We start from the raw sequence: 15,192 nt of genomic DNA, 5'->3' as shown, positions 1-15,192 counted from the left end.
GTTCAGGGGTGTTGTTTACGCCCCGCCATATGCCTCAAGTACCCCACCAGCAATTCCAGCTCGCTGTCAGGCAACACGCTGGCGGCGAACGCTGGCATCTTCGCCTGCGGCCAGTGCCTCAGGCTCTGCGGGTCGCGGATATAGCGCTTGAGGAAGTCGCCGCTGAAATATTCCGTAGGGTTGTAGGGAACATTCAGGTCCGGCCCCACCTGTGCATCGCCGGCGCCATTGAGGCGGTGACAGGCCAGGCAGTTCTTCTGGAACAGCGCAAAGCCCTGGTTGACCGGATCATTCGCAGCCAACGTCGGGTCGGGCAACAGCGCCGGAAAACGTTCGGCCACCGTCTTCAACTGCTTGATCGCAGAGATCTGGAACGGCCACTGCTCCGGGCTGATATGCCCGGCCTGCGGATCGGTCCACACCAGGTAGAACGGCCCGGCACTCGGCTTGCCGTCTGCCAACGGGGGCCATGGGTGGGCCGGGTCTTCCACGGCCAGCCAGGCGCGGGCGCCGTTTTTTTGCAGCAACGGTGCCGCCGTCAGTTCGGCGGCGAAGCCATCCAGGGCAACGGCTTGCAGATGATTATCGGGCTGTAGGCCCGGCAGGAGCACTGCCAGCGGTACTGCGCGATAGGTCATGTTGCGCTTGTAGGAAACGTCATCGACGACCTGCACTGTCTGCGCATCCGGATGCTTGAGCAGGTCGGCGGTCTGCCAGGTCTTGCGGCTGTGATCCAACTCGACGGTCAATTGCGCCGCCGAAGCGGGCAGGGCGAGCAACAAGGCAAGGAATGCGAAGAACGGTTTCAAGACGGCGGCCCCGTGTTAAGTGGCGATAGGGCCCACGATAGCGGAAAAGTGCAGGTAAAAAGGCAGCCCCTGCAACAGGATCGCTATGCACGAAGTCCCGGCAGGTGCTGCCAAAAGCGGTAATCCTGAGGTACAGAACAGGCTCAAGAAGAGGTCACCCAATGACCTTGGTCAAGTTGGGCAAGATCAGAATCAATGTGGTGGCGAACAGAATAAGTCCCGCCTGACGTACTTTCGAATGTTTAAACATGGCTGACTGCCTTTTGTTGTTATTCCTGAGCGTCAAATGCGTGCCGTTGAATATGAGTATCGCAATGTGACGTGTCGCTTTTCTTACAGCTGCTCCAGCAAAACCCGGCAGCAACTTCTTACTGATTGAACCTTAGAGCCCTCGTTCTGCGCGGCTTAGACCCATTTCATATCATCTGATCAGCATTTCAGCTTAAAAAGGCATGAGGCATAACGCCATCTTGGCGCCAATGCCTTGGCTAGACAGCTAAAACGATTAATCCAGCAATTACCTTAGGTGCCTACCGTTCGTCCGAGCGTGGCGGTCAAAAGCAATGAGCGCATCCGTCATTGAAACCGTGTCAATCGGGCCTAAGGTAAGGGCATTACTGCGCAATGGTTCGAGGACGTCATGACCCAAGCTTTGATCTTTGATGCGATACGTACGCCCCGCGGCAAAGGCAAGGCCGACGGGGCCCTGCACAGCGTCAAGCCGGTAAACCTGGTGGCCGGCCTGCTAACCGCGCTGGGGCAACGCAACGACCTCGACACCCAGCAGGTGGATGACATCGTGCTTGGCTGCGTCACCCCGGTGGGCGACCAGGGCGCCGACATCGCCAAGACCGCCGCCCTGGTGGCGGACTGGGCCGTCAGCGTCGCCGGTGTACAGATCAATCGCTTCTGCGCCTCGGGCCTGGAGGCGGTTAACCTCGGCGCGATGAAAGTGCGTTCCGGCTTTGAGGACCTGGTGGTGGTCGGCGGCGTGGAGTCCATGTCCCGCGTGCCCATGGGCAGCGATGGCGGGGCCTGGGTGCTCGACCCGCAGACCAACATGCACAGCCACTTCACGCCTCAGGGGATCGGCGCCGATCTGATCGCCACCCTGGAAGGTTTCACCCGCGAGGACGTCGATAGCTTTGCCCTACAGTCCCAGCAGAAAGCCGCCAGGGCGCGTGCAGACGGTTCCTTCAACAAGTCGTTGATCGCGGTGCAGGACCAGAACGGCATCGTGCTGCTGGACCATGATGAATTCATTCGCGCCGATTCCACCCTCGAAGGCCTGGGCAAGCTCAAGCCCAGCTTCGAAATGATGGGGCAGATGGGCTTCGACGCCACCGCGTTGCGGGTCTACAGCCATGTGGAACGCATCCACCACGTCCACACACCAGGCAACAGCTCCGGCATTGTCGACGGCGCCGCATTGATGTTGATCGGCTCCGAAGCGAAGGGCCGCGAGCTGGGCCTGCAACCGCGGGCGCGCATCGTCGTCACGGCCGTCACTAGCACCGACCCGACCATCATGCTCACAGGCCCGGCGCCGGCCACCCGTAAAGCGCTGGCCAAGGCCGGTTTGCGCGTAGAAGATATCGACCTGTTCGAGGTCAACGAGGCCTTTGCCTCGGTGGTGCTCAAGTTCATCAAGGACATGGGCATCGACGCCGCGCGCGTCAACGTCAACGGCGGCTCCATCGCCATGGGCCACCCGCTGGGCGCCACGGGTTGCGCGATCCTCGGCACCCTGCTCGACGAACTGGAGGTGCGCCAGCAGCGCTACGGCCTGGCCACCCTGTGTGTCGGCGGCGGCATGGGCATCGCCACCATTATCGAACGCCTCTGAGCCCAAGGAATTTGTCATGATCGATGCCATTCGTTACGAAAAAGGCCAGGACCAGATCGTGGTGCTGACCCTCGACATGCCCGGCCAGAGCGCCAACACCATGAACGCCGCGTACCGTGAGGCGATGGCGGCCACCGTCGCACGCCTGCAAGCGGAAAAGGATGACATTGCCGGCGTGGTTATCACCTCGGCGAAGAAGACTTTTTTCGCCGGCGGCGACCTCAATGAACTGATCAAGGTCGACAAGGCCCACGCCCAGGATTTCTACGCCAGCGTCCTGGTGTTGAAGGCACAACTGCGCAGCCTGGAAACCCTCGGCAAACCGGTGGTGGCCGCGATCAATGGCGCAGCCCTCGGCGGTGGTTGGGAGATCTGCCTGGCGTGTCATTACCGCATCGTGCTGGACGACAAGTCGGTACAACTCGGTTTGCCGGAGGTCACCCTTGGCCTGCTGCCAGGCGGCGGTGGCGTGGTGAGGATGGTGCGCATGCTTGGGCTGGAAAAGGCCTTGCCGTATTTGCTCGAAGGCAAGAAAGTCCGGCCCCAGCAAGCGCTGCAAGCCGGGTGGGTGGATGAGCTGGCGGCGGACCGCACGGAGCTGCTGGCCAAATCCCGCGCATGGATTCTCGCCAATCCGCAGGCCAGGCAGCCGTGGGACCACAAGACCTTTCAGATTCCCGGCGGTACGCCGTCTCACCCGAAAGTTGCGCAAATGCTCGCCATCGCACCGTCGATTTTGCGCAGTAAAACCCATGGCTGCTTCCCGGCCCCGGAGAAAATCCTCTGCGCCGCCGTGGAGGGCGCGCAGGTGGATTTCGACACCGCGCACGTGATTGAAACCCGCTACTTCACCGAATTGGTCACCGGGCAGGTGGCGAAAAACATGATGGGCACCTTCTGGTTCCAACTCAATGAAATCAACGCCGGCAGCTCGCGGCCTCAGGGCTTTGCGCCTTACGTGACGCGTAAGGTCGGGGTACTCGGTGCGGGGATGATGGGCGCAGGCATCGCCTATGTCAGCGCCTGCGCCGGTATCGATGTGGTGCTCAAGGACATCAACCAGGCGGCCGCCGAGAAGGGCAAGGCGCATTCGACGGCGCTGTTGGACAAGAAGGTCAGCCGTGGGCAATTGACCGCCGAGCAGCGCGAAACCACCCTCGCGCGGATTCATCCTACGGCTTCGGATGCTGATCTGGCCGGCTGTGACCTGATCATCGAGGCCGTGTTCGAAGACCGTGAACTCAAGGCCAAGGTCTCGGCTGCCGCACACAATGTGGTCGGCGCCGACGCGGTGATCGCCTCCAACACGTCTACCTTGCCCATCAGCGGCCTGGCCACGGCGGTGCCGGATCAAGGCAAGTTCATCGGCCTGCATTTCTTCAGCCCGGTGGACAAGATGCCCCTGGTGGAAATCATCAAGGGCGCCCGCACTTCGGACGAAACCCTGGCCCGGGGGTTCGATTTCGTCCTGCAGATCAAGAAAACTCCGATCGTGGTCAACGACAGCCGTGGGTTCTTCACCTCGCGGGTGTTCGGCACCTTCACCCATGAAGGCATCGCCATGTTGGGCGAAGGCGTGGCTGCGCCGATGATCGAGACCGAGGCGCGCAAGGCGGGTATGCCGGTGGGGCCGCTGGCGGTGTCCGATGAAGTGTCCCTCAGCCTGATGAGCCATATCCGCCAGCAGGCTGCCAAGGATCTGCAGGTTGAAGGTAAAACAGTCCCAAGCCATCCGGCGACGGTGGTAATTGATCTGTTGGTGAACGAGTACAAACGCGCGGGCAAGGCGGCGGGGGGCGGTTTCTACGAGTACCCGGCGGGCGGGCAGAAGCATTTGTGGCCTGAATTGAAAGCGCGCTTTGAGCGAGCCGACCAGCAGATTTCAGCGCAGGATGTGCGCGACCGTTTGCTGTTCATCCAGGCTATCGAAACCGTACGCTGCGTGGAGGAGGGCGTGTTGATGTCCACCGCCGACGCCAACGTGGGGTCGATCTTCGGGATTGGTTTTGCCGCCTGGAGTGGTGGCGCGTTGCAGTTTATCAACCAGTACGGCCTCAACGACTTCATCGCGCGCGCCCGCTATCTGGCCGAACAGTATGGGGAGCGGTTCTCGCCGCCGGCGTTGTTGCTCGACAAAGCGGCGCAGAACACGACCTTCTGACGGTTTTGGGCATGTACAGGGCTTGCCTTGTCAGGGTATTTCAAGGCAGGCTCTGGGGTGTGCATTATTCCCATCACCGTGTCAGGTATTTTTTATGTCGCTACGCGTCTGTATCCTGGAAACCGATATCCTGCGTCCAGGCTTGATCGATCAATACCAAGGCTACGGGCAGATGTTCAAGCGCCTGTTCTCCAAGCAGCCGATTGCCGCCGAATTTGTTGTGTACAACGTGGTGCAGGGCGAATACCCGTCGGACGACGAAGTGTTCGACGCCTACCTGGTGACCGGCAGCAAGGCCGATTCCTTCGGTGCCGACCCCTGGATCCAGACCCTCAAGACCTACCTGCTCGAACGCTATGAGCGCGGCGACAAGTTGCTGGGCATCTGCTTCGGCCATCAATTGCTCGCGCTGCTGCTGGGCGGCAAGGCCGAGCGCGCGGGGCAGGGCTGGGGCATGGGCATTCACGATTACAAACTGGATACCAAGGCGCCGTGGATGAGCCCTGAAGTGCCAGAGTTGACGCTATTGATCAGCCACCAGGACCAGGTCACCACCTTGCCGGACAATGCCACGGTCATCGCCTCCAGCGAGTTTTGCCCGTTCGCCGCCTATCACATCGGCGACCAGGTGCTGTGCTTCCAGGGGCATCCGGAATTTATCCATGACTATTCCCGCGAGTTGCTGGAGATTCTTCAGACAACCCTGGGTGAAAAAGTCTACACAAACGGCGTGGCCAGCCTGGCGCGCGACCACCACGGCGTCACCGTGGCGGAATGGATGATGCGTTTCGTGGCGCACAAGCCTGAAGCCCGGGTTTAAAGCCAGCCCGAGCGCTTGAAACTGGCCCACAAGCCGGTGCAACCGAACGCAATAAACCCGAGCACCGCAAAATAGCCGTAGTGCCATTGCAGCTCGGGCATGTTCTGGAAGTTCATCCCATAAATCCCCGCCACCGCGGTGGGGAACGCCAGGATCGCCGCCCACGCGGCAAACTTGCGCTGCACCACGCTCTGGCGCGAGGCCTCAAGCAATACACCGATCTCGATGGTCTGGCTGGCGATATCGCGCAGGGTGGTGAGGTCTTCCATCTGCCGCGTGACGTGGATCTGCACGTCACGGAAATACGGGCGCATGTTCTTGTCGATAAACGGGAAGCTCAGCTTCTGCAGTTCCTGGCTGATCTCCACCATCGGCGCCACATAGCGCTTGAGTCGCAGCACGTCGCGGCGCAGGCCATGGATCTTCTGGATATCGCGCTCGCTCAGCGAGCTGCACAGCACGTTGTGCTCCAGTTCATCGATCTCGGCGTGGATCGCCTCGCTGACCGGCTGGTAGTTCTCGGTGACAAAGTCCAGCAGGGCATAGAGTACGAAATCTTCCCCATGCTCCAGCAAAAGCGGCCGCGCCTCACAGCGTTGCCTAACAAAGCCGTAGGACGCCGAATGGCCGTTGCGCGCAGTGATGATGTAGCCGTTGCCGGCGAAGATATGGGTCTCGATAAACTCCAGCTTGCCGTTCTCGCGCACCGGTGAATAGGTGACGATAAACAGTGCGTCGCCGAAGGTTTCCAGCTTGGGGCGGCTGTGTTTTTCCAGGGCATCTTCGATGGCCAGTTCATGCAGGTTGAACTGGCGTTGCAGGTTGGCCAGCTCCTGGGCGTTGGGCTCTTCCAGGCCGATCCACACAAAGTGCCCGGGTTTGGCGGCCCAGGCCGCGCCTTCGTCGAGGGTGATATCAGTGACTTTCTTTCCGGCGCTGTACACGGCGGCCGCAACAACTCTACCCATGGTGCTGATCACTTCTTATTAGGAGGACAGGTGTTGGGCAGCTTAGCTTGAATGACGTTCCGTTGCGGCGTTTGCAGGTGCTCGCTTTTTGTGACGAGCAAGCTTGTTTGCGTGGGGAGGCCAGGCCCCCCGGAAGGTGTTCAGGCAGGTTGCACTTCGCGATCCATCGCTGTAATGCACTCATCCATCTGCGCCTGACAGGTCTGCATCAACTGCGGGATGTCATCCGAAGTCAGGCCCACAGTAGGAATCGGCGGCAACGAGCGTATGAGCACATCACCGCTGTTCCAGCGATTGAGCTTCATATGGATGACGTAATTGCTGACACACACCGGCACGATGGGCACGCCAGCGGCGATGGCCATATGAAACGCGCCTTTCTTGAACGGCAACAGGCCTTTGCCCAGGTTGCGCGTGCCTTCCGGAAACACCCAGATCGACGTGTCCTGATGCTGCAACGTATGAGTGGTGGTGAGCATCGCGCGACGTGCCTTGTGCGCATTGCCGCGGTCGATCAGCACATTGCCCGCCAGCCAGAACAACTGGCCGAACAGCGGTACCCATTTCAGGCTCTTTTTGGCGATACACACAGTGCGATGGGGCACCACGGTGCCCAGCACAAACAGGTCATAGTTGGACTGGTGATTGGCGATGATCACGCACGTACCAGGCTTGTTGCGCAGGGAGTCGACATCGGTCTTCACCCTCAGCCGCAGGATCCACATGGCCGGCAGCGCATAGAGGCGCGCGCACAAGCGGCTGTTGTCCGGGTTGAACGGCCGGCAGGCCCCGAGCAGCACGCCCAGTACACCGGCCACCATAAAGTGCAGGCCCATCAATAACATGCGTAACAGAAAAAGCATCGACACGGCCCATCGGGATAAAAGGTGGCGCAGTGTACGGATGTGCACTGAATTCGGCAATTACCCGTAAAGAGGTAGGAGATAGGCGATGTTTAAGCACATGTTTCAACATGTGCCGATATAGGCAGGCTAGAGCGGCTAAAGATGTTTCGGATTCATTTGTACGAAAAAGCCCGACGCAAGGTCGGGCTCTGATGTTTCGGTTGTAGGGCTTAACTCAGGATATGGCCCTGATCCTGAATGATCGCCTCGTCCAAGGCTTCCAGCAGCGCCTTACGCACCTTCAGCTTGGTGTGCTTATGGGCATTCATATTCAGCTTCTTCAACTGACGTGCCGCTTCCAGCGCCGCCGCCTGCAGCTCTTCAGGCGCCACCACCTTGTCGAGGAAGCCGGCCTGCAACGCGCCTTGCGGGTCAAACATCTCGGCATTGATCACCGAGCGATGAAACGCCGACTTACGCAGACGGTCCCGCGCCAGCTCGATACCGGCGTGGTGCATGGTCATGCCGATCGCCACCTCATTCAGGCCAATGCTGAACGGGCCTTCCACCCCAATCCGATAATCTGCCGACAACAACAGGAACGCACCCTTGGCCACCGCATGCCCAGGGCACGCCACAATCACCGGAAACGGGTGGGACAACAGGCGACGCGCCAACGTCGAACCCGACGTCACCAGGCCGATGGCTTCTTTAGGGCCGGCTGTCATCACCTTCAAGTCATACCCACCCGACAGGATCCCCGGCGTGCCGGTGATGATCACCACCGCCCGATCTTTCTCGGCTTGGTCCAGCGCTGTATTGAACGCACTGACCACATCCGGAGAAATGGCATTCACCTTGCCGTTGCTCAGGGTCAGGGTCGCGATACCGTCTTCGAGGTGGTAAGCAATCAACTCACTCATGACGCGGTTCCTTGTAGGATTTGTTATAGAGAGGCTGTTTATAAAGGCGCATGCGCAGACGTTACCCACCACGCCCGCCCCGGTAAAGCGCCGTGACTGACTGCCCAGTCAGACTTTCCCCGCAGGGAGGGCACTGGAAGGCCTGGGGCAGGGCGCAACACCGACCCCAGACACAGGCCGCCCATGCCCAAGAATGGCAGAATCACCCCCCTCGCCGGGCACATCCCGGCATAGCCGTCTAACCGCATGAAAATTCTGAAAAAAACCTTTGCCATCAGAAAGGCTTTCGACTACATTAGCGCGCCTCGACAGACTGAACTGGTTTGACGAGATACGGTGAAGTGTCCGAGTGGCTTAAGGAGCACGCCTGGAAAGTGTGTATACAAGAAATTGTATCGAGAGTTCGAATCTCTCCTTCACCGCCACATTTAGTAAACACAAACCCCCGGTTTTCCTAGAGAAGGCTGGGGGTTTGTGGTTTTTGGCATTGGAAAAGACTGTGTAGGGCCATTACGAGGCTGGCGGTATTTTCTGCGTGCTGCGCCCGAATCCATCGGCTTTGCAGGTGCAGGTGCAGGGAGCTGCGTCTATCGTAAAGTTGTTTGAGGCCAGGGTTTAGTGCTCAAGTGTCTGGTAAATCCAGGCGACTCACGCTTCAGCGAATGGTTTGTAATTCCTCGCTCCAACCGGATTGCGTTAATGACCACACGACCGAAGCCCAAGCTCAACCTCCGCTTTCTGATTCTTATTTTTGTACTGCTTTCCGCCGTCGCAACCCTGGCCAACAGTTTTTGGGTGACCTTCAAGATTCAGAAGCAGGAACTGATTGAGAATGCGCTGGACGTCAACAAAGCCTACGCTTCCCGGATTGCTACGAGTGTCGAGCAAGTACTGAACAGCGACGTCAATAAATTGAAGTACGGTTCAGTTGGCATCGGCAGAGCTTTTGGCGACACGTCGTATTTGGCTGACGAAGTTCAGCGCTTGTTTGGGCAGGATGCCAGTTTCAACTCGGTACTTATCGCCGATGCGGCAGGAACAATCATCGCGTCAGCACCCGAGCGTCTGCATCTCAATGGCCGCACGCTGCAGCACAAAGAGCCCCTCAGCCTTCGCACGGCGCAAATCAGCCACGCCTTCAAGTCCATCGCAGGCAATCTGGTGGTCTTCATCTCCCACCCCATATTTGACGTAAAAGGCGAGTACCTGGGCCTTATAGGCGGGAGTATTCAACTTGAACAGAAAAATACCCTTCAGGCCCTGATGGACACCAATGTCCGTAAGGATGGGGCGCATGTTTATCTGATCGACAGCTCCCGGCGCGTGCTCTATCACACTTATCCGGCGCAGATCGGCAACATTATGGACAAGGGCTTGATCGCTGGTGAGGCACTCAGCCAAGACGTGGGTACGTTGGAAGCGCCGGATGAAAATGGCGTGGAAATGCTCGCGGGTTTCGCCAAGGTGCCCAGCAGCGGCTGGGGCGTGATCTCGCAGCAGCCACTTGTCAATATAGAGTCCGTGCTGCGGCAGACGATGGTCAAGGTTGCGCAGGGGATAGCGCCACTCGCAGTGTTCGGCATTGTATTGATCTGGTGGTTGGGGGCCAGGATTTCGGCGCCGCTGTCCAGGCTTGCCGAGTGCGCCAAGCGCCTGGATACACCTGACAGCTACGAACGCATCAGTGCAGTCCCCGCGCGCTATTTCGAAAGCTGGCAAATTCGCAGAGCGCTGTTGCTGGGTGCCACCTTGCTGCAGGAAAAGATCGGCAAGCTGAACCAGCAAGCACAAACCGATGCACTGACCGGGCTGGCCAACCGTCGCGCGATGCAGGACGTCCTGTCGCGCTGGCTGGAAGCTGAAAAAGGGTTTGCCGTCGTCTCCATGGACATCGATCACTTCAAGCGCGTCAACGACACTTTCGGCCATGGCGTAGGTGATGAGACGCTGAGGGCCATCGCGCAACTCATGCAGCAGAACTCACGAACCAACGATTTGCCCTGCCGGGTGGGAGGCGAGGAGTTCGTGTTGTTGTTGCCCGGCGGTTCGCTTCAAATCGCGGCGGACGTCGCCGAGAGACTGCGAGCGTCGATCGACGCTGCGGATATAGAGACTGTCGGGCACATAACCGTCTCGCTTGGTGTCGCCTTATGGCATCCCACTGGCGACTCGATTTCAGCGGTGCTTGAGAGGGCCGACCAGTTGTTGTACCAGGCCAAGCAGGGCGGACGTAATCGTGTGGTGGTGGAGCAGCCTTGATGTGACGTGACGGTCACCCCGTGATATGAATGACCGTCGATTGGGTTGTCCGGATGTATTCCGCGCACACCGGCTTCAATGCCTATGCCGATGATGCACATCTGGAAAATGCGCATGGCTGTGCCTCAGCGGACTGTGTACATGCACATGGCTATGGGGTTGCGCCGGATCCCACGCAAACCCGTGCTCATGCTGATGATGTTCATCATGCACATGCCGATGCCCGTGTTCCGTCGCGTCATGCTGATGTTCATGGGCATGCCGTTCCGTCAGGTGCAGCCAAACCCCCACGGCCATCAACGCTGAAGCAATCCAGAACGCCAGCGTCACTGACTCACCCAACAACAGCACCGCGATCGCGGCACCCAGAAACGGCGCAGTCGAAAAATACGCCCCCGTGCGTGCACTGCCCAGTCCGCGTAACGCCAGCACGAACATCACCAGGCTGATGCCGTAGCCCAGAAAACCCACCAGCAAGATAGGCGCAAGCTGCGCCATGCCCGGGATCCGCGCCCCGAGATAAAGCGCCAACCCGCCATTCACCAGCCCCGCAATCAACCCCTTGGCCGCGGCGATAAACAGCGCGTCCGATGCAGACACCTTGCGCGTCAGGTTGTTATCGATCCCCCAGCAGAGGCACGCCACGGCAACCGCCAGCGGCCCCGTCCAGTCATGGCTGGTGCCACCGCCGTCGGCCCCTGACAACACCACGCCGCCCAGCACGATGGCGATCATCCCCAGGACGATGCGACGGTCGGCGTTTTCCCTGAACACGACCCAGGCGATAACGGCGGTCAGCACCGATTCCAGGTTGAGCATCAGGGAGGCGGTGGCGCCAGCGGTGCGGCTCAAGCCGAACATCAGCGCGACGGGCCCGAGAATGCCGCCGAATGCGATGGCGCCGAGCAGCCAGGGCCATTCCGAAGGGGTTAGCCCGGAGGGTTTCCAGCCGCGATCACGAATCACGCGCACACCCGCGAGGCCGACGCCACTGCCAAGATAGAGCAGGCCGGCGAGCAGCACGGGCGAGAGGCCCAGGCCGAGGTGCTTGGCGAGCGGGGTGCTGGCGCCGAACAGGGCGGCGGCGGCGAGTGCGTAGACGATACTGAGGTTCATGGGCCATCCTCGAAAGGTTGGCCCATGATACGTCGCGGGCTCAGTTGAAAGCCCGAGCGATTTTACTGCGCGGTTTTCAGCTTGATCACATCACCGGAAATCTTGGTGGTGTAACCGCTGAGCACCCAGGCCCAGAACCAGTTTTCCTGCACTTGGGTGTTGATCAGCGCATCGCCGCCTTTTGCCTTGATGGCGGCGTCCTGGGCGCGCACGAAACGGCTGTTCTGGCCGATCGGGATCACGCCGAACAGCATGATGCCGGTGGCACTGGCTTCGCTGTGACCCAGCACGGTGTACTGGCTGCTGTCGTATTGCGGGGATTTGATGGCGGTGCCGGTGCAACCTGCGAGGGTGAAACCGAGAACGGCTGCTGCAACCACTTTACTGATGTACTTCACTGGGAAACTCCATGGACTAAAGCCCGAGATTCAATTCTCGGGGGCTGCACTTTAATCGCCCCGGCAAGGGATTGAAATCAATCTTCCCCCGTCAGATATGCAACCACGCCAGGCTACCTAACACCACCGCCACACCCGCCGCCGCATAGGACATGCGCTTCAACCATTCCCTTCTCGTCAACAACGTAATCGCCGCCAGCGAAATCGCGATCTGAATCGCGGTCATTGCCTGCGCCCAACGATGATGCTGGTGCAGGGCCTGCTCGGATTTTTCATCCCATTCCTTTGAGGTCGCTTCCAGTTTTTCCGCTTGCTTGCGTACCTCTTCCTTCTGGCTTTTGTAGCGCTCGATCTCATCCTTGTAATGGGCGGCATCCACGCCGGGAATATGGGTCGCGAGTTCCGCCAGGTTCTGTCGGCTGGACTTGGCCTGGTAGTAGTTCCATTGGTTGGCGGCGTCGGTCTTGATGATGGCTGCGTTGTTCTTGTCCATCGCCGCCTCACTCTCGGTGGAGCCGGCCTGGTAGCTGAGCATGGCGCCGAGGGTGGCCATCAGCGCGGTCATGACGGCGATGCGGCTGGCGAAACTGTCACCACGGGCGTGGGCATGTTCGGTGGTGTGTTCGAGGTGTTTTTCGTGGGGGCTGGGGACTTCGAAGGCTTCGGACATGGGGGCGCGCCGGTGAACGGACTGAGGGAGTCTGATTCTTCACCAGAGAAGCTGTCTCAATCCTGTACGTAACGCTGCAAACCCTGCACCAGGGCATCGAACATCACTCGGCAGCGCGGGCTGTTGCGCAGGTCTTCGTGCATGGTGACCCAGGTGTCCATCTTGAACGCAAAGGCATTTGGCAGAACGCGTTGCAGGCGTGGGTCGCGCTTGGCCAGTTGCACCTGGCAGCCGCCAATGCCGGCACCGGCGCGAATCAGCGCCAGTTGTGCCAGGTCGCTGTCGCTGCTGAGGGCAAACGCGCTGCGCTCGAAGCCAGGAATAGCCAGGCTGCGGATAAACGCGGTTTCCTGGTCGAAGCCGATCACCGAGTGCGCCGCCAGTTCTTGCAGTTGCTGCGGGATACCGTGCTGTTGCAGGTAGTCGTCGCGGGCGTGCAAACCCACTTCGATCAGGCCGATACGCCGTGCCAGCAGTTGTTCCTGGCTCGGGCGGACCATGCGCACGGCGATGTCGGCTTCCAGTTGCAGCAGGTCGCTCAGGCGGTTGGTCAGGATCAGTTCGACCTTGAGATGGGGTTGTTGCTGGCGCAATTGGCTGAGGATCGGCGGCAGTACCTCAACGCCGACCACTTCACTGGCAGACACCCGCACGACGCCGCGTACTTCATCGCCTTGTGACGAGGCGGCGCGCTCGAGGGCGGCGGCGGTACGCGCCATGGTTTCGGCGTGGGCGCGCAGCGTGTGGGCGACCGCCGTCGGCAACAAACCGGTCGGTGAGCGGGTAAACAGCACAACGCCCAGCGCCGTTTCCAGGGCGGCAATATGCCGACCGACCGTGGGCTGCGTGATGCCGAGCTGCCGTGCGGCCCCCGACAACGAGCCCTCCTTGAGTACACCGAGGAAGGTTCGGTAAAGCTCCCAACCGATAGTCAATGCCATGCATAAATGTATAGCGGCTGGATGCTCTTGGGTAATTTATCTATAGCGTGCCGGCGTTCAGGATGACCCCATTAACTCAGTGCGGGAGGCAGGGCATGGACAAGGTATTGGTACTCGGCGCGACCGGTGGGATCGGCGGTGAAGTGGCACGCCAGTTATTCGCCAAAGGGTGGCAGGTCATAGCGCTGACGCGGGAGGTGGACAAGGCCCGTCGCCACAGCCGCAATTTCACCTGGGTACAGGGTGATGCGATGAACCGTTCGGATGTGCTCGCGGCGGCCAAAGGGTGTTCTGTGATCGTGCATGGAGTGAACCCGCCCGGTTATCGCCGCTGGGCCGAGTTGGTGTTGCCGATGCTGGATAACAGCATTGCCGCGGCGATCGCAGAAGGGGCGACCATTGTGTTGCCGGGCACCGTCTATAACTATGGGCCGGATGTTTTCTCACGGGTTGGCGAAGATTCGCCCCAGCACCCGCACACGCGCAAAGGTGCGATTCGCGTCGAGATGGAGCGGCACCTGCTGGACGCATCGCGTAACGGTGCGCGGGTGCTGATTGTGCGGGCCGGGGATTTTTTCGGCCCCAGGGCGGCCAACAGCTGGTTTTCCCAAGGCCTGGTCAAACCGGGCAAACCGGTGGCCACGGTAAGTTACCCCGGCGCGCCGGGTATGGCGCACCAGTGGGCCTACCTGCCGGATGTGGCACGCACGATGGTCCAGTTGCTGGAGCGTCGCGATCGCCTGGAACCGTTTGCGCGTTTTCATATGGTCGGGTATGTGGACACCGATGGCACCCAGATGGTTGAGGCCATCCGCCGAGTCGTCCAACGCAGGACGGGCACCACACCCCGCGTGGGCGCGTTCCCCTGGTGGCTGCTGAAGCTGGTTGCGCCTTTTGTCGTCACCTTCCGCGAACTGCAGGAGATGCGTTACCTGTGGCAAACCCCGCTGCTCCTGGACAATTGTCGGCTCCTGCAAGCCCTGGGCAGTGAACCCCATACGCCGCTGGATGAGGCGGTGGAGGCCACGCTGGTCGGCATGGGCAACCTGGCTACTGCGGCAAACCCCGCGGCTGCCTGATCAAGCGTACATACACCGCGATATTGATCGCCAGCACCAACCCGCCCAGGCCCAGTTGGATCTGTGGCGTCAGCCCGGCCGGGTAGATCAGCGTGAGGATGTAATGCTCGATAAACCCACCGCCATAACCGTCCTGCCCGGCGAGGTGGCGAAACAGGTTTTCCCAGCGGGTCAGCGGGCAGGGCAGGTGGAACACTTCGACCGCCACGCCCCACGCAGCGGCGGGCAGGTGCAGCCAGATAACCGGGCGCCATTTCAGCGCCAGCAGCCCACCAAACAGTACGAACAGGATGAAACACAGGTGGAACAGCACGAGGCTGTCTGCGGCTAGACGATAGAGCATTGCGCGCGCATCGA

General features: G+C 60.2%; 14 protein-coding genes and 1 tRNA gene. 6 read left to right on the top strand and 9 right to left on the bottom strand.

All coding sequences use genetic code 11. The features are described 5' to 3' along the window. Nucleotides 1-2 precede the first annotated feature (2 nt). Nucleotides 3-809 (bottom strand): c-type cytochrome, encoded by an 807-nt coding sequence (locus AC07OP_RS06875; RefSeq protein WP_495100603.1) that lies wholly within the window; start codon nt 807-809, stop codon nt 3-5. A 640-nt stretch (nt 810-1,449) separates the two neighbouring features. Here AC07OP_RS06875 and AC07OP_RS06870 point away from each other — a divergent pair. The 3 genes from AC07OP_RS06870 (at nt 1,450) to AC07OP_RS06860 (ending at nt 5,636) form a co-directional block, all read left to right on the top strand. Beyond that, nucleotides 1,450-2,655, top strand: a complete 1,206-nt coding sequence (locus tag AC07OP_RS06870; protein ID WP_495100604.1) for an acetyl-CoA C-acetyltransferase — start codon at nt 1,450-1,452, stop codon at nt 2,653-2,655. 16 nt (nt 2,656-2,671) lie between these two features. Next, nucleotides 2,672-4,816: a 3-hydroxyacyl-CoA dehydrogenase NAD-binding domain-containing protein gene (locus AC07OP_RS06865; protein ID WP_495100605.1), complete on the top strand. Its 2,145-nt coding sequence runs from the start codon at nt 2,672-2,674 to the stop codon at nt 4,814-4,816. A 94-nt stretch (nt 4,817-4,910) separates the two neighbouring features. Next, entirely contained in the window at nt 4,911-5,636 is a 726-nt protein-coding gene (locus AC07OP_RS06860; protein WP_495100606.1) for an amidotransferase, read from the top strand. On the opposite strand, the gene AC07OP_RS06855 is transcribed toward AC07OP_RS06860, so the two are convergent. From AC07OP_RS06855 to AC07OP_RS06845, 3 genes are all read right to left on the bottom strand, one after another. Beyond that, nucleotides 5,633-6,604 (bottom strand): magnesium and cobalt transport protein CorA, encoded by a 972-nt coding sequence (locus AC07OP_RS06855; RefSeq protein ID WP_027603646.1) that lies wholly within the window; start codon nt 6,602-6,604, stop codon nt 5,633-5,635. The two genes, AC07OP_RS06860 and AC07OP_RS06855, sit on opposite strands and share 4 nt — an antisense overlap. Before the next feature lie 140 nt (nt 6,605-6,744). Continuing rightward, a complete protein-coding gene (locus AC07OP_RS06850) occupies nt 6,745-7,467 on the bottom strand; it encodes a lysophospholipid acyltransferase family protein (protein ID WP_495100607.1) in 723 nt (240 codons plus the stop codon). A 212-nt stretch (nt 7,468-7,679) separates the two neighbouring features. Then, entirely contained in the window at nt 7,680-8,372 is a 693-nt protein-coding gene (locus tag AC07OP_RS06845; RefSeq protein ID WP_065924808.1) for a crotonase/enoyl-CoA hydratase family protein, read from the bottom strand. A 335-nt stretch (nt 8,373-8,707) separates the two neighbouring features. Between AC07OP_RS06845 and AC07OP_RS06840 the strand changes: the two genes are divergently transcribed. After that, nucleotides 8,708-8,797, top strand: a tRNA-Ser gene (locus tag AC07OP_RS06840). 274 nt (nt 8,798-9,071) lie between these two features. Next, nucleotides 9,072-10,631, top strand: coding sequence for a sensor domain-containing diguanylate cyclase (locus AC07OP_RS06835; RefSeq protein WP_495100608.1), 1,560 nt, complete (start codon nt 9,072-9,074; stop codon nt 10,629-10,631). A 75-nt stretch (nt 10,632-10,706) separates the two neighbouring features. Here the strand turns inward: AC07OP_RS06835 and AC07OP_RS06830 are convergent, their stop codons facing one another. The 4 genes from AC07OP_RS06830 to AC07OP_RS06815 form a co-directional block, all read right to left on the bottom strand. Further along, complete coding sequence (locus AC07OP_RS06830) at nt 10,707-11,747, bottom strand: DMT family transporter (RefSeq protein ID WP_495100609.1); 1,041 nt, start codon at nt 11,745-11,747, stop codon at nt 10,707-10,709. Nucleotides 11,748-11,809: 62 nt separating this feature from the next. Then, nucleotides 11,810-12,145, bottom strand: coding sequence for a hypothetical protein (locus AC07OP_RS06825; RefSeq protein WP_032887540.1), 336 nt, complete (start codon nt 12,143-12,145; stop codon nt 11,810-11,812). 91 nt (nt 12,146-12,236) lie between these two features. After that, entirely contained in the window at nt 12,237-12,815 is a 579-nt protein-coding gene (locus tag AC07OP_RS06820; protein WP_027603653.1) for a DUF4337 domain-containing protein, read from the bottom strand. 56 nt (nt 12,816-12,871) lie between these two features. Next, nucleotides 12,872-13,756: a LysR family transcriptional regulator gene (locus tag AC07OP_RS06815; protein ID WP_495100610.1), complete on the bottom strand. Its 885-nt coding sequence runs from the start codon at nt 13,754-13,756 to the stop codon at nt 12,872-12,874. Nucleotides 13,757-13,851: 95 nt separating this feature from the next. Between AC07OP_RS06815 and AC07OP_RS06810 the strand changes: the two genes are divergently transcribed. Beyond that, nucleotides 13,852-14,835, top strand: a complete 984-nt coding sequence (locus AC07OP_RS06810; protein WP_495100611.1) for an SDR family oxidoreductase — start codon at nt 13,852-13,854, stop codon at nt 14,833-14,835. Here the strand turns inward: AC07OP_RS06810 and AC07OP_RS06805 are convergent. Next, the gene (locus AC07OP_RS06805) at nt 14,807-15,178 is read right to left on the bottom strand and encodes a DUF2784 domain-containing protein (protein WP_115489102.1); all 372 of its coding nucleotides are present in this window, start codon (nt 15,176-15,178) and stop codon (nt 14,807-14,809) included. The two genes, AC07OP_RS06810 and AC07OP_RS06805, sit on opposite strands and share 29 nt — an antisense overlap. Nucleotides 15,179-15,192: the final 14 nt, after the last annotated feature.

The organism is Pseudomonas sp. GW821-FHT09D08 (genome assembly GCF_059416305.1).
This window is presented reverse-complemented; position numbering and strand designations above follow the sequence as displayed.